The sequence below is a fragment of the Bifidobacterium sp. LH_413 genome, from assembly GCF_056357015.1.
This window is the reverse complement of record NZ_JBKEVK010000003.1, coordinates 225,148-245,339: the sequence shown is the minus strand read 5'-3', so window position 1 is coordinate 245,339 and position 20,192 is coordinate 225,148. Positions and strand designations below refer to the sequence as shown.

The 20,192-nt window shown below is 66.0% G+C and carries 12 protein-coding genes, 1 tRNA gene and 1 pseudogene; 5 read left to right on the top strand and 9 right to left on the bottom strand.

Annotated features, from left to right (window positions below):
* Positions 1–53 precede the first annotated feature (53 nt).
* Complete coding sequence (locus tag AC1AYN_RS07125) at positions 54–2,450, top strand: hypothetical protein (RefSeq protein WP_476532729.1); 2,397 nt, start codon at positions 54–56, stop codon at positions 2,448–2,450.
* A gap of 235 nt (positions 2,451–2,685) precedes the next feature.
* On the opposite strand, the gene AC1AYN_RS07120 is transcribed toward AC1AYN_RS07125, so the two are convergent.
* The 5 genes from AC1AYN_RS07120 to AC1AYN_RS07100 form a co-directional block, all read right to left on the bottom strand.
* A complete protein-coding gene (locus AC1AYN_RS07120; protein WP_476532728.1) occupies positions 2,686–3,378 on the bottom strand; it encodes a P-loop NTPase family protein in 693 nt (230 codons plus the stop codon).
* 463 nt (positions 3,379–3,841) lie between these two features.
* Positions 3,842–6,634 carry a valine--tRNA ligase gene (gene valS / locus AC1AYN_RS07115; protein WP_476532727.1) on the bottom strand — a complete coding sequence of 931 codons (2,793 nt, stop codon included), beginning with the start codon at positions 6,632–6,634 and terminating at the stop codon, positions 3,842–3,844.
* A 33-nt stretch (positions 6,635–6,667) separates the two neighbouring features.
* A complete protein-coding gene (locus AC1AYN_RS07110) occupies positions 6,668–8,236 on the bottom strand; it encodes an ABC transporter substrate-binding protein (protein ID WP_476532726.1) in 1,569 nt (522 codons plus the stop codon).
* A gap of 51 nt (positions 8,237–8,287) precedes the next feature.
* On the bottom strand, positions 8,288–8,956 hold the full coding sequence (gene nth, locus AC1AYN_RS07105) for an endonuclease III (RefSeq protein ID WP_476532725.1): 669 nt from the start codon (positions 8,954–8,956) through the stop codon (positions 8,288–8,290).
* A gap of 60 nt (positions 8,957–9,016) precedes the next feature.
* Complete coding sequence (locus tag AC1AYN_RS07100) at positions 9,017–9,760, bottom strand: winged helix-turn-helix transcriptional regulator (protein ID WP_476532742.1); 744 nt, start codon at positions 9,758–9,760, stop codon at positions 9,017–9,019.
* A gap of 518 nt (positions 9,761–10,278) precedes the next feature.
* On the opposite strand from AC1AYN_RS07100, the gene AC1AYN_RS07095 reads away from it, so the two are divergent.
* Positions 10,279–11,010 (top strand): hypothetical protein, encoded by a 732-nt coding sequence (locus AC1AYN_RS07095; protein WP_476532724.1) that lies wholly within the window; start codon positions 10,279–10,281, stop codon positions 11,008–11,010.
* Between the two features lie 207 nt (positions 11,011–11,217).
* On the opposite strand, the pseudogene AC1AYN_RS07090 reads toward AC1AYN_RS07095, so the two are convergent.
* The 3 genes and pseudogenes from AC1AYN_RS07090 to AC1AYN_RS07080 all read right to left on the bottom strand — a co-directional run bounded on the left by AC1AYN_RS07090 (position 11,218) and on the right by AC1AYN_RS07080 (position 15,015).
* A pseudogene (locus AC1AYN_RS07090) lies at positions 11,218–11,795 on the bottom strand (manganese efflux pump MntP).
* A gap of 394 nt (positions 11,796–12,189) precedes the next feature.
* On the bottom strand, positions 12,190–12,684 hold the full coding sequence (locus AC1AYN_RS07085) for an inorganic diphosphatase (protein ID WP_476502692.1): 495 nt from the start codon (positions 12,682–12,684) through the stop codon (positions 12,190–12,192).
* A gap of 66 nt (positions 12,685–12,750) precedes the next feature.
* Positions 12,751–15,015, bottom strand: a complete 2,265-nt coding sequence (locus AC1AYN_RS07080) for an alpha-1,4-glucan--maltose-1-phosphate maltosyltransferase (protein ID WP_476532723.1) — start codon at positions 15,013–15,015, stop codon at positions 12,751–12,753.
* A gap of 400 nt (positions 15,016–15,415) precedes the next feature.
* On the opposite strand from AC1AYN_RS07080, the gene AC1AYN_RS07075 reads away from it, so the two are divergent.
* A complete protein-coding gene (locus AC1AYN_RS07075; RefSeq protein ID WP_476532722.1) occupies positions 15,416–17,539 on the top strand; it encodes a hypothetical protein in 2,124 nt (707 codons plus the stop codon).
* A gap of 157 nt (positions 17,540–17,696) precedes the next feature.
* Here the strand turns inward: AC1AYN_RS07075 and AC1AYN_RS07070 are convergent.
* Positions 17,697–17,773: transfer RNA gene (locus AC1AYN_RS07070), tRNA-Met, on the bottom strand.
* 189 nt (positions 17,774–17,962) lie between these two features.
* Between AC1AYN_RS07070 and AC1AYN_RS07065 the strand changes: the two genes are divergently transcribed.
* Both AC1AYN_RS07065 and atpB read left to right on the top strand, forming a co-directional pair.
* Complete coding sequence (locus AC1AYN_RS07065) at positions 17,963–18,997, top strand: homoserine O-succinyltransferase (RefSeq protein ID WP_476502689.1); 1,035 nt, start codon at positions 17,963–17,965, stop codon at positions 18,995–18,997.
* Between the two features lie 373 nt (positions 18,998–19,370).
* Positions 19,371–20,183, top strand: coding sequence for a F0F1 ATP synthase subunit A (gene atpB, locus AC1AYN_RS07060; protein WP_476502688.1), 813 nt, complete (start codon positions 19,371–19,373; stop codon positions 20,181–20,183).
* Positions 20,184–20,192 lie beyond the last annotated feature (9 nt).

The following is a 20,192-nucleotide window of genomic DNA, read 5'->3' as shown; positions in this document are numbered from 1 at the left end:
GCAACAGGAACACCGGAACAAAGACACCGGAAACAGTTGGGAGGTGAGGTGCCATGGGCCACGCTACGGACCGCCGCCGCAACGCGTTGACCTGCGCGATCGCGGTCGTCGTCGCGGCGGCGCTCGCCTTGGGCGGCGCGGTCGGCTCGGCGGCGCTCGCCGCATACCGCGCCATCCCGGCGCTCGCCGGCCACGACGTGCTCACCGTGACCGAGGCGGGCGGCGGCGTCGGCGCGTTGTATCTGACGGACGGCGGCGACGCGGCGTCGGCGGCATCGCGCGCGGTCACGCGCGTGCGCGCCGGCGCGCGACGGCTGCCGGTCGGCGCGCACGTCACCTATTCGCTCGACGGTCCGAACGTGAGCCGCGAGAAGGTCGCCGGTTCCAGCGGACTCGTCGGCGTGCACATCGAACTTTCACCATCGCTGTTCGGCGGCGATGCGGCGCGCGCCATGCGATCGCGGCGCATGCTCGTCGCGTTCACGATACCGACGCGCGTCGCCGACGACGTGAACGCGAACCACGACGCCGTCATCACGACGCAAGGCTCGAACACGGTCGTCGCCGCTTTGCTGCGCGTCGGCGAACGCCTCGACTGCTACATGACCGCGGAGAAATTCACAATGGGCGATCTCGTCGTCGCCTCGGCCGGTGACTCCGACGACGTCTCCGCGCTCGCCACGACCGCCGCGGCGATGGGCGACGGAACGCTGAATTCGGATTCCGGTGCGGGCGTCGGGGGCGGCGTCGGTGCGGGAGCCGGGAATGCGGGCGCGCATCAGGACCTCATCGACAAGCTCACCGCGTTGCGCGACCTCGAACGGTCGCTCGCCACCAGCGAAATCGCCGCGAAACAGGCCGATTACGACAAGGCGTTCGCCGAATACATGACCGCCTACGTCGGGTCGTACACGAACCACCTGTCCGGGTCGATCGGGTCGTCGACGCAGCTGACCGCCCTGATGGGCACGGCCGGCGAACTCAGCGGCGACACCCCGCTCGCCGCCGCCGTGCTCGGCGAGGCGGACGCGACCGACGCGCTCGCCTCCGCGCACCAGCACACGGGCGCCGCCGACGCGCTCGACCAGGTGATTCGCATCGTGCGCACGCAGGGCACCACTGGACTCGCCGACACGTTGCGTCGTCGCGCCGGCGAAGAGACCACCGAAGGCGCGAAGGAGTACGCGGCCGGGCAGTCGCAGCTCTCGCAGGCGATGATCCCGTATTCGATGGCCTACACGGACGCGTACACGAAGCACTTGAGCGAGCTGACCGGCGGGACGTCGGCGGAGGCGTCCGTGCATGCGGGCGAGGCGAACGAGGCCACGGCGAAGGAGTTCGGAATCACCGGCGTCGGCGGTGATGGTGGCGATGCTGGTGCGGCGGATGGTGGCGCCGCTGGTTCTTCCGGTAATGCGCATGCGGATGATACCGCGAAGGTGGATGCGGCGCTGGCTGCGCTCGCCGCGGCGCGCGAGCGTACCGGTGCGGGCAGCGCGTATCGGCAGGTGCTGCTGCGGTTCGCGGGGGAGCTGAACGGTTCGGGCTCGGCTGGTTCCGGCGCGGGTGCTGGTGCGGCTGATGGCGATACGACTGGCGGCAGTGACGGTGCTTCTGGTGACGGTGCCAAGAGTGCGGGGGCCGCATCCGGTGCCGCGTCGGCGGGACGGTTCGTTGATCGTGCCATGGCCGGCGACGACTCGCTCGCCGCACGCGCCGAGACGACACGTCTACGGCGTCAGGCCGCGGCCGAGCGTCGTGCCGCGAAACAATCGAGCGACGACGTGACGACCACCGTGGTCGACGAGAACGCGGGCAAAGCCGATGCCGGCGACGTGATGAAGTTCGCCGGCGGTGTGCCGGGCGTCAGCGGCGGGAAGTCGGATTCGAACGGTTCAGGCGACTCGGCCGGTTCGGCTAGTTCGGATGATGCGGCGGACTCGGGTGACGCGGCTGATTCGGGCGACGGTGCGGCGGATGGCGCATCCTCGGCGACGGGCACGGCGGGTGACGCGACGAAGTCGGCGTCGGATTCGTCCTCTGCGGCCAGCGCGGTGGCATCCGCGCTGGCGCAACTGTCGCCGTACATCGGCATGAACGGTGCCGCCGGTGCGGCGGGTTCGGGTGCGGCGGGTTCTGCTGGTGCCAGTGGTTCCGGCACGCGTCTCGTCATCGACACCACGCAACTCATCGACGATGCCGCGTCGCTCGGCGACGCCGGCGCGCTCATCCAAACGCTGCTCGCCAATGCCGACGTTCAAGCGAAGCTGGGCGGCAGGACGTCCGGTGCCGCGGACGCTGCGGGTGCGGACACCGCGGACGCGGGCGCTGCGGATGCTGCGGATACAGACACCGCGGGTGTGGGCGCCGCGGATGCGGGCGCCAACACGTCCTCTGCATCTGCCGCGGGCTCCTCTACCCGCTTCCTCATCATCCAGCCCGGCCTATGAGCTCCACACACAAGCCACGCATAATAACCCCATGGCGCGGTACATCCCACTCATGGTGCGGTAGATTCCCCACCGTGCGGTAATCCTCCCATGGTGTGGTGTGCGAAAATGGCGGAATTCCAACGTTATGAAGAAAGCGTGTTGCCGCACCATGGGAGAACGGGGCCGTGTGTGGGGGTGATGATTGGGGCGCATGCGGGGCTGTAGAGCAATACAAATGTGAAGAAAGTGTGTTTTAGACTTTTTTAGAGTTTTTAGATTCTTTAGAGTTTTTTAGATTCCTTGGCACTTCAGAATCGTTGGTTCCGTCGTCGGGATTTTTAGCACTGCCTCGAATCGCTCGGATGATGGAGGCACCGGCAATGGCGACTCCGGCGGCACCACCGAGAATAGCCGCGGCATTTTGCCCGTTGAGCAGTCCTACGATACACACAATCCATGGCAGCGTGGATGACGCTATCGATGCGACGATGACGGCAGTTACGTCTCCAAGTACCAGACGCGAATCGTTGGTGATATTGGCATTCAGCTGTGCTTTCGCCATACCCACGATTTCTCCGGGAAGAGCTGGATCTATGCGATGGTATGCTTCCAACGTTTCGGGAGCCGGCAACGGTCCTGAGAAACGTCGTTCCAATACGAGGTTCAGCTCTTGGGGGTCATATCGTAGGAGTTCATCGATTGCGTCAAGCTCCTGCCTACGGCGGTCCAGGATTCCGCCATCAGATTCCTGTTCCGGAGTTCTTCGCGGCGGCGACGCAGTATGTCCATCGGCATCGGTCTGGTCACGATGTCCAGCCCACGCAGAGTGCCGGTTGATATGGCTTTCAGCATCGTTTTGGCCGTCATAGACATCTCCTTCGTTGTTGGTTTCGATAGTACCCTCTTGCTGATCGTGTGGAGGATTATCGGGCGCTGGCTTCTTCACTGTACCCTTCCTTTCCGTGGATTCCGTGATTCGGTAGCCGAACATTGGGTGGTACGGACAACGGTAAAGGAGCAGGGATGGGAGAGGGAATCTTATCGGAAGGATGTGGATAATGCCCTCCGGACGCTTATTCCGCAACGATGCGGTACCTCTTGCAGGGATGTGGATAACTCAGGCGGTGCGTTATCGCCCGGAATAAGAGAGGGGCTCCGACCGGGCATAGTGGTCGGAGCCCCTTGAGGTGAGGTGGGTGGAAGGGTTGGGCCTTCTTGCCCCCTCAGTCCGGCCTTTGGCCGGACAGCTCCCCCTGAAAGGGGGAGCGGGAATCGGATGCGCGGAGTGTGGGCCTGTGGCGCCTGTGGCGCGGTCTCTCCCTCCGGCGCTGTGCGCCACCTCCCTCGTCAGAGGGAGGCAAGGGCAGGGAAACGTCAGCGGCGGGAGACCACCGCACCCGCTTCCGCTGCTACTTGCGCGGCTTCTTGGCCGGGGGCTCGCCGAGTTCGGACTGCTCGACGATGATCTCGGCGGCGGCCTCGGTCTCGGCCTTGGCCTCCTTGGCGGCGTCCTTCGCTGCCGCACGGGCGGCGTCGACGGTCTCCTTGACGGCCTTGGCCGCGGCGGCGAGACCAGCGAACTGGATCTTGCCCACCACGCGGCCGGCCTCGGCGATGTCGTCCAGCGCACCGGCCAGCGATTCGCGCACGTCGTCGGCCACGCCCAGCGTGACGGACAGGATCGGCGTCTTCATCGAGACCTTCGCCTTGGACTTGATGCCACGCAGCGCGGCCAGCGCCTCGCCGGCGTGGTTCAGCAGCTCCGGGGCCACCTTGAACGCGGCCGCCTCGTACACGTCCGGAGTCGGCCATGCGGCGCGGTGCACCGAACCGGAACCGGCGTGCATCCAGCTCCACACCTCTTCGGTGGCGTACGGCAGGAACGGCGCGAGCAGGCGGGTGAACGCGTCGAGACCGAGGCCCAGCGCGGTACGCGCGGAACGCACAGCCGCCTCGGAAGGCACGTGGCCGGTCGCATCGGCGGTGCCGTAGGCGCGGTTCTTCACCAGCTCGATGTAGTCGTCGCAGAACTGCCAGAAGTAGTTCTCGATGGCCTCGAGCGCCTTGGAGTGCTCGTAGTTGTCGAGCGCGGCGGTCGCCTCGCGCACCACGAGCGCCATGCGGGCCATGGCGGCGCGGTCGAGCGGCTCGGTCACGTCGGCCGGGTCCCAGACCGCCTCGGCGCCCTCCGACACGTGGTGGTTCTCGTCCTCGCGGCCGATGGCCAGCGCGAACTTCGTCGCGTTGAGCAGCTTGATCGCCAGACGGCGGCCGATCTTCATCTGGCCCTCGTCGTAGGTGGCGTCCAGGCCGAGGCGCGCGGCGGCGGCCCAGTAGCGCACCGCGTCGGCGCCGAACTGCTCGATCGGCTTGTTCGGCACGACGACGTTGCCCTTGGACTTCGACATCTTCTTGTGGTCCGGATCGAGGATCCAGCCGGAGAGCGTCGTGTGCTTCCACGGCAGGCACTTGTTCTCGAGGTGCGCGCGGTCCACGGAGCTGAACAGCCAGGTGCGGATGATGTCCTGGCCCTGCGGGCGCAGATCCATCGGGAACGTGGCCTTGAACAGGGCCTGGTTCTCCTCGCCGGGCTCCTCCCAGCGGGTCACGATCTGCGGGGTGAGCGAGGAGGTCGCCCACGTGTCCATGATGTCCTTCTCGGCGGTGAAGCCGCCGGGCACGTCACGCTGGTCCTCGGTGTAGCCGGCCGGCACGTCGGTGGTCGGATCGATCGGCAGGATGTCCTCGGACGGGGTGATCGGATGGTCGTAGTCGGCCGAACCGTCCTCCTTGACCGGGTACCACAGCGGGAACGGCACGCCGAAGAAGCGCTGGCGAGAGATCAGCCAATCGCCGTTCAGGCCGTGCACCCAGTTCTCGTAGCGCACGCGCATGAAGTCCGGATGGAATTCGAGCTCGCGGCCGCGCTCGATGAGCTCGGCGTTCAGCTTCTGGTCGGTGCCGCCGTTCTTCAGGTACCACTGGCGGGAGGTGACGATCTCGAGCGGCTTGTCGCCCTTCTCGTAGAAGTTCGTCATACGCTTCGTCGGCGTCGGCTCGCCGTCCAGGTCGCCGGATTCGCGCAGGTGGTCGACGATGATCTTGCGGGCGGAGAACGTGGTCTTGCCTTCGGTCTCCGCGAAGATGGCCTTGCCGCCCTCGTCGGTGATCCAGTCCGGCACGTTCATGATGATGCGGCCGTTGCGCTGGATGATCGGGCGGGTCGGCAGATCGAGGTCACGCCACCATTCGACGTCGGTCACGTCGCCGAAGGTGCAGCACATGGCGATGCCGGCGCCCTTGTCCATCTCGGCGGCCGGGTGCGCGAGGATCGGCACCTTCACCTTGAACAGCGGGGAGTAGACGTACTGGCCGAAGTACTGCTTGTAGCGCTCGTCGTCCGGGTGCGCGATCAGCGCGCCGCAGGCGGCCAGCAGCTCGGGGCGGGTCGTCTCGATGTAGATCGGGGTGCCGTCCTCGAAACGGAACGCCACCTTGTGGTAGAAGCCCGGGTATTCGCGGGATTCGAGCTCGGCCTGGGCCACGGCGGTCTGGAAGGTCACGTCCCACAGGCCGGGGGCGTCCTTCTGGTAGGCCTCGCCGCGGGCGAGATTGCGCAGGAACGCCTTCTGGGCGACGCGACGCGGATGCTCGCCGATCGTGTGGTAGGTCTGCGACCAGTCGATCGACAGGCCCAGCTTGCGCCACAGCGCCTCGAACAGCTTCTCGTCCTCGGCGGTGAGCTTCTCGCACAGTTCGATGAAGTTCTGGCGGGAGCACGGCACCTGGTCCTTGGCGTCGATCTTCTTGCCGTCGGTGCCTTCGAACGGCGGCTTGAAGTCCGGATCGTACTTGAGGGAGGTGTCGACGCGCACGCCGTAGTAGTTCTGCACGCGACGCTCGGTCGGCAGGCCGTTGTCGTCCCAGCCCATCGGGTAGAACACGTCGAAGCCCTGCATGCGCTTGAAGCGGGCGATCACGTCCGTGTGCGTGTAGGAGAACACGTGGCCCACGTGCAGGTGGCCGGACACGGTGGGCGGCGGGGTGTCGATGGAGTACACGGCCTTGCGGTCGCGGGTGTCGTTGAACTTGTAGGTGCCCTGTTCGTCCCAGACGGCACGCCACTTGTCTTCGAGGCCGTCCACGCCCACGCGGTCGGGGAGCGGGGTGAGGTTGGCCGTGATGGATTTGGCTTCAGTCATACACGCGAGTTTATGCGGCTTAGGTGACAACGCCTACTGTTTTGCGAGGTCCTTCAACGGCAGTCGGGTGTCGGTGAGCTGGGTGGGGTAGCCGTTCAGCGTCTTCTTCACGACGACCGCGTTGCGCTTCGCGTACAGCCAGTCGCTGGCCGCGTCCTCGCTCACCGTGCGCGCGTACGTCTTCAGTCCGTTCGCATAGTCTGTTTCGTTCGCGGCGCCCGCCGCCGCCGCGTACTGCGACTGCGCGTCCGCGTTCGTGTAGTGCGGCGTCGAGTCGGGCGTCGCGAAGATCGCCGATCCGTCCTCGCCGTCGAGTTCGGTGAGCATGAGCTGGAAGTCGCGTGACTGCGCGCGCTGGTCGAGCTGCGTGGCGTCGACCGTCTCCACGTCGACGGGGATGCCCACCGTCTGGTACTGCGCGGCGATCGCCTGCGCCAGCGACGTGTACGTGGCCGTGGTGACGAGCTTCAGCGTGCCGATGTACCCGGAGGAGAAGTAGCTCATCATCGACCGTCCCTTCGCGCTGTCGTACGGCAGTATGAAGGTGAGGTTCTCATAGCCGGGTTCGAGCTGGCCGATCGGGCCGCCGAGCACCTGCTCCACGTCCTGTTTGCGGCCGTTCGCCAAGGCCGTTTTGTCGAGCATGAGGCGCATCGCCTGCCGCGCCTGCACGTCGGAGAGAATCGAATCGGCGTCGTTGTTGTAGAGCAGCGTCACCTTGCGCGTGCTGGCGCCGTACACGGTGGCGAACGAGGAGTCGCCCGCGAGCTTGTCCGCGGAACTCGCGGTATCCGGCAGGATCATGTCGAAACCGCCGAAATCGGCCTGCTTCATCAACGTGTCGTCATCGGCGAAATACTTGAGCGTGACGGTGCCGATTTTCGCGCCGCCGCCGGAACGCGCCTTGAGCGTCATCACGCCGTCCTTGAACGAGTCGACGGTGAACGGGCCGGAACCGGCGGTCCGCTTCGCGTAGTCGATCTTCGCCTCCGAATCGTAGACGATGCCGAGGCGGCCGGTGAGCGTGCGCGTGAGCGTCGGATCCGGCTCGCTGAGCGTGATGACCACCGTCGTCGGATTCGGGTTCGTGACGGAGGCGAGGCGCTTGAACTTCGCCTCCGCGTCCGGCCATTTGCCTTCCACGGCCTGCTGGATCGACCACACGGCGTCGGCCGAGTCGAGCGTGTGGCCGTTCGCGAACGTGAGGCCGGAGCGCATCGTGAGCGTGAGCGTCTTGCCGTCCGCCGACGTCTCCCACTTCGATGCGAGACCGCCGGTGATCTGGTTCTTGTCGTCCACGTCGAGCAGCGTCTCGTACACGTTGCCGAGGAGCACGCGGCTCAATCGGTCGGACTGCGCGCCGGACGCGGTGCGGATGTCGAGCGAGTCGGGCACGCCGGTCAGTCCGATCGTCACGGCACCGTCCGCCGCGTCGCCGCCTTCGAACACGGCGGCGACGTCGCGGTTCCGCACGACCGTCCAGCCGAGCCAGACGAGCGCGGAGAGCGCCAGCGCGACGCCGAGGAAGACGCCCCAGCGTCTGAGTTCGTCGAGGGCGTTGCCGTTGCGTGGATTGTGTGTGCCGTTGCCGTGATTCGCCATGTGGCTCAGTCTACGCGGAAGCCCGCCGGCGGGAGTGGAAAGAGCGGGAGGCTACGCGACGGACGGCGCGGACGGACAGGTGGCGGCGAGCGGACAGTCGGCGCAATCGGGCGTGCGCGCATGGCAGACCGCACGACCGAACAGGATGAGCCGGTGGCTCAGATCCGTCCACTCCTCGGGCGGGAAGCATGCGGTGATCTCCTTCTCGACGGCCACCGGATCGGGGTGACGGTCGCGCCAGTCGCTGCGCCAGCGCAGGCGTCCGGTCACGCGCATCACGTGCGTGTCGACGGGGAAGCCGGGCACGCCGAACGCGTTGCCGAGCACGACGTTCGCCGTTTTGCGGCCCACGCCCGGCAGGCTCGTGAGTTCCGCCATCGTGCGTGGCACCTCGCCGCCGAAACGCTCGTCGAGCGCGGCGGCGAGTCCCAGCAGATGCTTCGTCTTGGACCGGTAGAAGCCGAGTGGATGGATGATGTCCTCCACGTCCTCGGGATTCGCGACGGCCAGCGCCGCGGCGTCCGGGTAGCGGGCGAAGAGTTCCGGCGTGACCGTGTTGACACGTTTGTCGGTGGTCTGCGCGCTCAGGACCGTCGCGATGAGCAGTTGCAGCGGCGTCGAGAAGTCGAGCGCGCACTTCGGTTCGGGGAACAGTCCGGTGAGGATCGCGTATTCGCCGTGCATGCGGGCGATGCGGGCCCGCTTCGATTCACGTGGCATATCGGATGCTTTGGGTGATTGGGATGATCGCGCTCGGATGATCGATGACGGCCCGCGCCGTCACTCGCCCTTCGGCGCGTTGCGTGCGGTGGATTTGGCGGCCGACTCCTCGGACTCCTCGTCCGGCGGGTCGAAACGATAGCCGACGTTGCGCACGGTGCCGATGAGATGCTCGTATTCGCCGCCGAGCTTGGCGCGCAGACGACGGATGTGCACGTCGACGGTTCGCGTGCCGCCGTAGTAGTCGTAGCCCCACACCTCCTGCAGCAGCTGCGCGCGCGTGAACACGCGGCCGGGATGCTGCACGAGATACTTGAGCAGTTCGAACTCCTTGTACGCCAGATCGATCGGGCGGCCGTGCAGGGAGGCGGTGTAGCCGTTCGTGTCCACGATGAGGTCGCCGGAACGGATCTGGCCGTCCTCCGTGGTCACGCCCTTGTCACCCGCGGCCGTGCTCGCGCTCGCGGCAGGTGCGTTGCCGCGTTCGGAGACGAGGCGCAGACGGCCTTCGACCTCGGCGGGGGAGGCGGTCGCGACGACCACGTCGGCGATGCCCCACTGCGAGTTGACGACGGTGAAGCCGCCCTCGGTGAGGATCAGCACGATCGGCGTGGACAGGCCGGACGCGTGGATGAGATTGCACAGGGTCTTCGCGGTGGCCAGATCGTCGCGCGCGTCGAGGAACAGGATCGTGTTCTCCGGCATCTTCACCAGACTGGCCGCGTCCATCGGCAGGACGCGTACGCGGTGGGAGAGCAGGGCGAGCGACGGCAGCACGGAGGCGGGGTTGCTTGCGAACGTCATCAACGTCAGATCAGTCACGTCTTGCCCCTCTCTTGTATCGGGCTCCGGCGCGGGCCGGGCCTTGTCAGATGGAAGGCGACCATTGCGGGAATGACCGAGACGGGTGTGGCGCGCCGAATCGGAGATTCGTGATGGAGACCCTTACGAATTCTGCGCCTCATTGTACGCGCACAGATGGGACACATGATGTTAACTTCTGTGACAACAAGCGGCAATATGCGTGCGGAAAACGTTGCGTTTCCGGGAGTCGGCGGCTGCTCCGACGCGGACCGGGATGGGAAAACCGATGCGAAAACGGGGGAAATCGGGGCGGGGATGCATCCACCATGTGGTCATGTCCACTATGCGATGGCGTCTGCGATGCGGTCGCGGATATGGCCGGCGTGCGGTGCCGTGGGTTCGGCGGCGTGCGGCGGGAGCTTGCGCGGATGTCCGGCGGGTGGCGGCCCGGCATCCGCCGCGGCGGGTAGGATTGGTGCAGTTAAGAGGCCGCATTGTGGATTCGGGAGTGGATTGGTATGACCGGTGAAGCCGTAAGCCAGTGGAACGCCAAGCGCGGGGCGATGCTCGGCGTGCAGGCGCTCGCGTACGCGTTGCTCATCGTGGTCGGCGCCGTGTGGGGGCTGGCCGGCGCGGGAGCCGGCATCGTCGCGCAGATGGCCGTGATCGTGCTGTTGGCCGTGGCGCTTGTGCTGTTCCACGTGTTCTGGCCGTTCCGCGCGACGATCGTGGACCGGGTGATTGGAATCATCGCCGGCGCGCTGTCGCTGGTGTTCGTCGCGTTCCCCGCCGCGGGCGGACTGTTCATGGTGAAGGATGACGCGCGTGGCGCCCTGTTCGACGCGAACTCCGACGAGATTCGCTGGGCGGCCGCCGTGGCCGGCCTGCTCGTCGTGCTCACCATCGTCTCGTTCGGACGGCAGATGCTGCGCGAGGAGCGTTCGCATCTCATCCGCGCCCTGTCGCATTGCGTGACCGGCGGCGCCGCGTCGATCTCGCTCGCCGGCTGGTACTTCATCCCGTACGTGGTCTCCGGCGGGTTCAGGGTGTCCGACGGCCTGTTCGCCGGCGTGGTCGTGGTGATGGTGCTGTTCGCGCTCGTGCTCGCCTACGCCTCCGTATGGTGGCTTAGGGAGCTCGATCCGGATCCGGCGCAGCGTGCCCCCTGGATCGGCGTCGCACTGCTGCCCGTCATGTTCTACGGTCTCGTCGTCTTCGCCGCCGCCCTGCTCCTGCAGATCGTCGGCTGAGTCCGGTTCATCGTACGGATACGGAGAAGGCTCGCTCACCCCGATGAGGGTGAGCGAGCCTTCTGTCTTTGGCCCCCTCTGACGAGGGGGCTCCCGGCGAAGCCGGGTGGGGGAGAGACCGCGGCCTACGGCCGCTCTTCTTCTCTCCCTCCGTCATCGCTTCGCGATGACACCTCCCTCGTCAGAGGGAGGCAGCGAAGTCCGAGCTCAGAACGCGATGATGCCCAGGTGTTCGAGGAGCACCTTGACGCCGATGAGGATCAGCACCACGCCGCCGGCAATCTGTGCGGGCTTCTGCCAGCGGGCGCCGAACGCGCGGCCGATGTAGATGCCGGCGATCGAGAACAGGCCGGTTACCACGCCCATCGCGGCGACCGTGAACGCGATGTTGACCTTCATGAGACCCAGGCTCACGCCCACGCGAACGCGTCGATGCTGCACGCCACGGCGAGCGGCAGCATGTGCTTCCAGTCGAATTCGGGCGTCTCCTTCGCGTTCTCCTCGTCCTCCTCGAACGATTCGCGGATCATGTTGCCGCCGATCACGGCCAGCAGGAAGAAGATGATCCAGTGGTCCACGCTCGTCACGTAGGAGGCGAACGCGGAGGCGGCGAAGATGCCGAGCAGCGGGAACAGCGCCTGGAACCCGCCGAACCACAGGCCGCATTTCAGGGCGTCGATGAACCGTGCCTTCTTCACGGTCAGGCCCTTGCCGATGGACACGGCGAACGCGTCCATCGAAACGGAAACGGAAATCAGCAACGATTGGATAATCATCGAAATCATGGTGTGTGCGTGAATGGTTCATCCCCCGGCGGCCCGATCGGCCGTCACCACGGGATGGGCCTCGACCAGCGTTCCCACACGCCGCCTACGCCTAGGTGAAATTACGGTATTCGATTATATACCGATGCCGGTCTTTCGGCGCCCCTTGCAGGGGAGCCGTCGTTGTTCGATGGGGCATGTAGCTCCAGTGAAACCGGCGCCCCTTGCAGGGGAGCTGTCGTCGGAGACGACTGAGGGGTAGCGGATGCTTGGATCCGACTACCCCTCAGTCCCGCTTCGCGGGCCAGCTCCCCTGCAAGGGGAGCCTAATCACGCGAAATCACTTCGCGCCACGCGTTTCACGCGTGCTTCGCGGCAAGCCGCTCACTTCGGCTAGTGACAGTCCACTGGACTGTCACTTAGACGCCTCAGCAAGGCGCTCGCGCGCTTCCTTGATCTCCTTCTCGGCGACGTCCGCACCGGTCCAGTAGTCGCCCGGGAGGACTTCCTTGTTGGGCTCGAGGGCCTTGTACTGCTCGAAGAAGTGCTTGATCTCCTTCAGGTGGTACTCGTTGACGTCCTTGACGTCCTGGATGTCGTCGTAGCGGACGTCGGCCGGCACGCACAGCACCTTGTCGTCGCCGCCCTCTTCGTCCTCCATGTGGTACAGGCCCACGGCGCGGCACTCGATGACGCAGCCCGGGAACACGGAGTTGCGGACCATGACGAGCGCGTCCAGCGGATCGCCGTCCTCGCCCAGCGTGCCCTCGATGTAGCCGTAGTCGTCCGGGTAGCCCATGGCGGTGAACAGCTCGCGGTCCAGGAAGACGCGGCCCGTCTCCTGGTCGACTTCGTACTTGTTCTTCGAACCGCGCGGGATCTCGACCACGACGTTGAAGGTTTCAGCCATTTCGGTTTCTCCTTGATTGGTTGTTGTTCGCTAATCACCTTACCGCGAAACACGCGGCGTACGGAATCATTCGCCGTATTCGTGCACGACGCTGAACACGTGCGCCACATCCGCCCACGGGGCGAGCGAGACGAAGTTGTCCCAGCCCCAGGCGAAGTCGCGGCCGGTCAGCTCGTCGCGCAGATGCGCGCCCCACTTCGGATCGACGCCGAACTCCGGCATCTCGAAGTGGACCATCGCCTGATGCGCGTTGTGGCAGTCGAGGTTGACGACCACGATCAGCGTCTCCGGCTTGCCGGACTTCGTCAGGTTCGCCGGCGTGTGGCGCGCGAACGCGACGATGTTCGGGTCGCTGGTCTCCAGCACGTGCAGGTTGTGGTAGCTGAACGCCTCCACATGCTCGCGGCGGATGCGGTTGAGCGAGGTGAGCAGCTCGGCGATGCCGAACTTGTCCGCCTCGGACCAGTCGCGCACCTTGATCTCGTACTTCTCGTTGTTGCGCTGCTCCTCGAAGCCGTCGCGCTGCTGGTTCTCGATCAGCTCGAAGCCGTTGTAGATGCCCCAGCTCGGCGAGCCCATCGCGGCGAGCACCGCGCGCACCGCGTGGCCGGCGATGCCGTTGTCGCGCACGTAGGCGGTGAGGATGTCCGGCGTGGTCGGCCAGAACGTGTTGTGCTGGTAGTAGCCGTCGTCGCCGTTCGTGGTGCCGAGGTACTCCTCCAGCTGCTCCTTCGTGTTGCGCCACGGGAAGTAGCAGTGCGACTGGGTGAAGCCCACGTAGCTCAGCGCGCGCATCATGCCCGGGCGGGTGAACGCCTCGGCGAGGAACAGCACCTCCGGGTGCTTCTTCGTGACCGCGGCGATGACGTCCTGCCAGAAGCGCACCGGCTTCGTGTGCGGGTTGTCGACGCGGAAGATCGTCACGCCCGCCTCGACCCACAGGTCCATGATGCGTTCGACTTCGCGCTCGATGCCCGGCATGTCCGCGTTGAAGTCGATCGGGTAGATGTCCTGGTACTTCTTCGGCGGGTTCTCGGCGAACGCGATCGTGCCGTCCGGCTTGGTGCGGAACCAGTTCGGATGCTCCTTCACCCACGGGTGGTCGGGCGAGCACTGCAGGGCGAAGTCGAGCGCGATCTCCAGCCCCAGCTCATGCGCCTTCGCGCACAGGGCCTTGAAATCGTCCATCGTGCCGAGCAGCGGGTCCACGGTGTCATGGCCGCCGAGCTCGGAGCCGATGCCGAACGGCGAACCCGGATCGTCCGGGCCGGCGACGAGGGAGTTGTCCTTGCCCTTGCGGTTCGTGTGGCCGATCGGGAAGATCGGCGGCAGGTACACGATGTCGAAGCCCTCGGCCTTCGCGCGCTCCAGGCCGGAGACGGAGGTCTTCAGCGTGCCCTGCACGATCTTGCCGGTCTCCTCGTCCACATACGCGCCCTCGGAACGCGGGAAGAACTGGTACCAGGCGGCGAAGCTGGACTTCGGGCGCTGGACCAGGAAGCGCTGCGGGGCGCTCTCCGACAGGCCGTCGCGCAGCGGGTTCGTCTCATGAAGCTCGGTGACCTCGGCGGTCGTGGCGGCGGCGAGACGATCCTCGGGGGAGAGGGTCTCGTCGGCCATCGTCTTCGCGGCGGCCTCGAGCACCTTGCGCTGGGCGGCCTTGAGCTTCGCGTCCGGGGTGTGCGCCCAGCGGTCGAGCAGCTGCGCGCCGGAGATCAGCGCGTTCTTGACGTCGTCGTTCACCTTCACCTTGATGGTGGCGTCGTGCAGCCAGGAACGGTAGGTGTCCTCCCAGCCCTCGACGGTGACGGACCATTCGCCAAGCTGGCGCTTGATCTGGGCGAACTCCGGCTCCCACGGCTTCACGTCGGAATGTTCGCCGCAGGTCAGGGTCACGGTCCAACGGTCGAGGCCCGGGTTGGCGCAGGTCATCGGGATGCGCTGCATCTCCTTGCCGCGGTGGTTGCGCACGACCGCGGTGGCGCCCACCTTCGTGCGGCCTTCGATGAACACCTGCGCGGTGACCTCGAACGGCTCGCCCAGCTCGACGCGCGCCGGGTACACGCCGCGCTCCTCGTTCGGCGTGACGTCCAGGATGTTGATGCGGCCGAACTGGCCCGGTTCGGTGACGGGAATCGACTGCGCCGGGGTCTCGCCCACGACGGTGACCTCGACCTGGGTCGGCTTCGCGGCCTTGCGGCGGCGCGTGGTGGTCCTCTTCCTCGTGGTCTTCGCGGTCTTGGCGCCCTTCTCCGCCGTTGCCGCCTCGTGATCCTCCGACTTCGTATCGGCCACGGCGTTGTTCGTATCGCTGTTGGTCGTCTTCGACATGGCGACCTCCTCCTTACTTCTCACACGTATCGCACGGACCGCAGCACAATGTTGCGGCCACGCGACCTTGGATGTGCCACGGCACCCATTGTAGGGGCGGGTGTGCCGGAAATACAGCCTTTTCGGCCCGTCGCGGTGGATAACCCGGTGGACGGGCGACAACGTTTGTGGACGACCGTCGTGGGAAGCGCCCCGAATCGGCGGAATGTGGACAAGCAAACGTTTGAACTTATCCACAACACGCCCGGCGCCGGGGGCTCCGACCACAAGGCCCGGAAAACAGGGCGCGCGCCGCCCGTTTCCGCGAACATGAACGCATCCGTCCGACGGCTCCGGCACGAGGGCGGACGTAGGGAACAAGCAGCGCCCCATCGGGGCGCAGGACAGGGAGGACACGAGCATGACCGACGAATCGAATCTCGGGTCGCATGGTGAGACGCGCGCACGGAAGCGCCCCCGTCTCGCCGCGGTCATCGCGGCCATATCGGCGATGATGACGATGATGGCCGTCGGCGTACCCGCGGCGCTCGCCGACGGCGGCATGAGCTGGGCGCCGGTGAACACGTATCTCGAATACGACGTGGGCACGCTGAAGGGGCAACGGATCGGCGCGATCACCAGAACCGCCGACGGACGCCTCGTCTACTGCATGGAAGCCGGCAAGACCGCCGGAACCAGCTACTCGTCGTCGCACATCCGCGACGACGGCGAGGCGGCGAGACGCATCGGATGGCTCGCCGACCACTATCGGGAGAACCGCGACGCACGCACCCATGCCGCCATCGGCATCCTCGTGCATGACCACTTCGACGCGGATCCGGGCGAATGGCAACGGCACTACGCGGCGATCCTGCAACGGTATCCCGGACTCGACGCGCGGGCCGCCGAACTGTGGCAGGAGGCGGGCGCGCGCGTGCCGATGGGCATCCGCGTCGAATCCGAAACGGTCGACGGCGTGCGCAACGGATGGGTCGACGTGCAGGTGACCAACGCCGGCGGCCAGGGCATCGCCGGCATCCGCTACGAACTGCGCATCGAAGGCCCGGCGCGGTTCGACGCGGGCGACGGCGGCGCGGCGGGCACCGTCGTGAGCGGCGTGACCGATCTGAAACCGATACGGCACACGTGGACCGCCACCGGCAAAGGCGAGGTGAAGGTCCACTCGAGCTACGACCGTCCGCGCATCGAACAGTTCGTCAGCGACCAGGACTACATCGGATTCGGCAAGCAGGAAAGCGTGTCCAACGTGGGCGTCGCCTTCCGCGTGCGCAAGGACTTCACGCCGACGCTCGCCACCGTCACCGCGGCGAAGATCGTCGACGCCGGGCAGGAGGTCGGCGACCAGGTGACCTCCGGCGTGGCCGGCGACGACGATCACTGGAAGGACGGATTGAAGCTCGTCGCCGACGGCTGGTACTTCGACGACATCCCCGCCGACCGGCTCGTCGACCGCATGGAACCGAAGGAAGGCGAAAGCGTCGAGGACTTCCTCGCGCGCGTGAAACGACGCGGCTACGAGCCGGCCGCCCAAGGCGAGGCGACGTTCACCGGCGCCGGACAGCAGGTGACCGCGAAGGCGACCGGCAAGGACGGCAAGCCGTACCACGCGCCCGCGCGCGGCGGCTTCGGCACCTGGGTGTGGGCGATCGACGCGTCGAAACAGAGCGACGAAGCCAAGGAATACGTGCTCGCCGACGTGGTCACGCCGTTCCTCGACGCGACCGAAAGCAACTCGAACCGCGCGAAGCTGGAGGTCGAATCGACCGTCACCGAGCACGCGGCGCAGGTCGGCTCGCACCTGAGCGACACGATCACGGTGAAGGGATTCCCCGACGACCACGGCACGTTCGCCGGCGACGAGGCCTACGGCATCGGCGCCGACCAGCCGCTCGCGCAGGTGAGCGTCTGGTGGTCCGGCGACCCGGACGATCCCGCGAACGATGACGCATACGAGCCGAAGGGCGCCGAGGAGCCCGCCGAGGACGCCAACCACCGACTCGTGGGCACCTGGGACTATCCGGCCGTCAACGGGCGGATCCGCGTGGGGGCGGGATCGCCCGACGCGCACGGCAATCCGGTCGAGATCAAGGCGGACGGCCACGGCTGGTACGTGTTCGTCTGGAAATTCGCCGGCGACGACCGCGTGATGCCCGCCGCCAGCCGCTACGACGACAAATGGGAGCACACGCGCGTGACCGTCGAGGAGCCGGACGAGCCGTGCGAGCCCGAGGAGCCGTGCGAACCGGAGGAGCCGGAGGAACCCTGCGAACCGGATGAGCCGGACGAGCCATGCGAACCGGAGGAACCCGAGGAGCCATGCGAGCCCGAGGAACCGGTCGAGCCATGCGAACCCGACAACCCCGACGAGCCGTGCGAACCGGTGGGGGAGGAGTGCAAACCGGACGAGCCGAAGGAACCGCTGCCCCAGACCGGCGTGAACGTGGGACTCGTGTTCGGCGTGGGCATTTCCGCGCTCGCGGTCGGCGCGTTCATCCTCGCCGTGATCAAGCGCCGGAGCCTGTAGCAGAGGTCCGCCTCCGTGGCGGCCCGCTTCCCCTGCGCCCCCTTCAGGGGGAGCTGGCGGCGAAGCCGGCTGAGGGGGTCTGGGTATGTGCCCGGCAAGCGCCCGGCCCGGAAAACGAAAAACGCTAGGAATCATTGCGATTCCTAGCGTTTTCTGTTGGTAGCGGGGCATGGATTTGAACCATGGACCTCTGGGTTATGAGCCCAGCGAGCTACCGAGCTGCTCCACCCCGCGTCGGCTTGTCTTTGCGACAGCTCTATCTAAGATACCGGCGAATCGGTATACGTCAAATCGGAGCGTCGTCGGCGTGTCGCGCTTGCGTGGTTCGCGGGGCGGGGGTTGATAATCCGCGATAAGAAAGAAGTATGGCGTCGGGGAAGCGGGCGACGTGCGGCAAATCCGCGTTACGGCCATAATGAAGACATGCCTATCAAGATTCCCAGCGGCCTGCCGGCCAGAGCCATCCTCGACTCGGAGCGCATCTTCGCGCTTGAGAAGCCCGAGGCGGAGCGTCAACGCGTCCGCCCGCTCAAGCTGGTGATCCTGAACCTCATGCCCAAGAAGATCGAGACCGAGACCCAGTTGCTGCGTCTCATCTCGAAATCCCCGCTGCAGGTCGAGGTCGACTTCATGAAGACCTCGACGCACGAGGCCACGCACGTGTCCGCCGACCATCTGCTCAAGTTCTACGAGAACCTCGACGCGTTCGCCGACAACTACTATGACGGCTTCGTCGTCACCGGCGCCCCGGTCGAGCACATGCCGTTCGAGGAGGTGGACTACTGGGAGGAGTTCCAGACGATTCTCGACTGGGCGTCCACGCACGTGTTCTCCACGATGTACCTGTGCTGGGGCGCGATGGGCGCGCTCTACCGGCGCTACGGCGTGCGCAAGGTCGACTACGCCGAGAAGGTGTTCGGCGTGTTCCCGCAGTATCTGCAGGACGAATACTGCTTCCTGACGAACGGCTTCGACGAGATCGCGCTGCAGCCGCACTCGCGCCTCGCCGGCGTGGACGAGCGCGATGTGCGCGCCAACCCCGATCTGCAGATCCTCACGTGGGGGCCGGAGTCGGGGCCGGGGCTCATCGCCACGCGCGATTTCTCCGAGGTGTTCGCGCTCGGGCATTGGGAGTACGGCAAGTACACGCTCGCCGAGGAGTACGAGCGCGACATGGCGAAGGGCATGAGCAACGTGCCGTTCCCGAAGAACTACTTCCCGCACGACGACCCGTCGATCGAGCCGCTGTTCGCGTGGCGCGCGCACGCGAATCTGCTGTGGCGCAACTGGCTCAACTGGGTGTACCAGACCACGCCGTACGACCTGACGGAGGTGCCGGAACTGCGGGCCGAGAAGCGGCTCGGCACGGACCGGTCGATCCGGCACGAGCCGGGCGGACCCCGCAAGGACGGTTTCGCGCCGTTCGCGCACGACGGCTACGGGGTGATCCGGGGCTGATCCAAGGCCGATTTCGGGTTGCTTCGGAGCCGGCCTGCTTGCGATGCGGACAGTGAACGTCCATTATTTGGGCTGGTAAATGGTCACAATATGGCAACGGATTACTTCTGGAAAACCGCTTGAAAAAGCCGGAAACCCGCGTCGTTCCAACGATGTAATACGACAACACGCCGATGCGACGGCCATTTGGTTTTGTCCCAAGACCGGCCAATAATCGGCAATCAGTCAATTTCGGAGCTCGACGCCGGCCCGACCCCATGCCGAGGCCGGTGGTTCCGAAGAGGGAAGACGGAAGACGAATTCATCGACACGTCACATTCGCCGACCCAGTTGGTCTAAACTGACACCTGACTAGAAGAAGCAGGAGGCGCGAATGATTGGTGCTGCACTCAACTCGCTGACGTTGGCGAGTGCCACGCAACCGGAGTACCCGAGCATCGACGATTTTCTCCCTCCGGAACTGCTGTTCCAGGGAACCCCGTTCGCCATCAACCGAATCATCCTGGTCCGCATTCTCGCGACCATCATCATGCTGATTGTGCTGGGCATCACCGCGCACCGCGTGAAGCTGATCCCGGGCCGTTGGCAGGGCGCGGTCGAATGGCTGATCGAGTTCGTGCGCGACCAGATCGTCTACCAGGTGATGGGCGAGGTGCGTGGCAAGCGCTACGTGCCGATGGTCACCACCGTGTTCTGCACGCTGCTGGTGTTCAACCTGTGCGGCATCATCCCGGGCTTCAACATCGCCGCCTCCGCGACGATCACGCTGCCGCTGGTGTTCGCCATGTGGTGCTTCTGCCAGTACTGGATCGCCGGCATCCGCGAGAAGGGCCTCGGCCACTTCCTGCGTGACGAGCTCTTCCCGAAGGGCGTGCCCGCGCCGATCTACATCCTGCTGTCGCCGATCCAGCTGCTCGAGCTGCTCGTCATCCGCCCGTTCTCGCTGACGATCCGACTCTTCGCCAACATGGTCTCCGGCCACCTCATCCTCGGCCTGTGCCTGTCGGCCACCCAGTTCTTCCTGATCGACATCGCCAACAAGGCGATGGCCCCGTTCGGCGTGATCACCTTCGCCGCCGGCATGTTCATGTTCCTGTTCGAGGCGCTGGTCGCCTGCCTGCAGGCCTACATCTTCGCGATCCTGACGACCGCGTACATCAATATGAGCTTCCCCGAGGCCGACTGACCCAGGGAC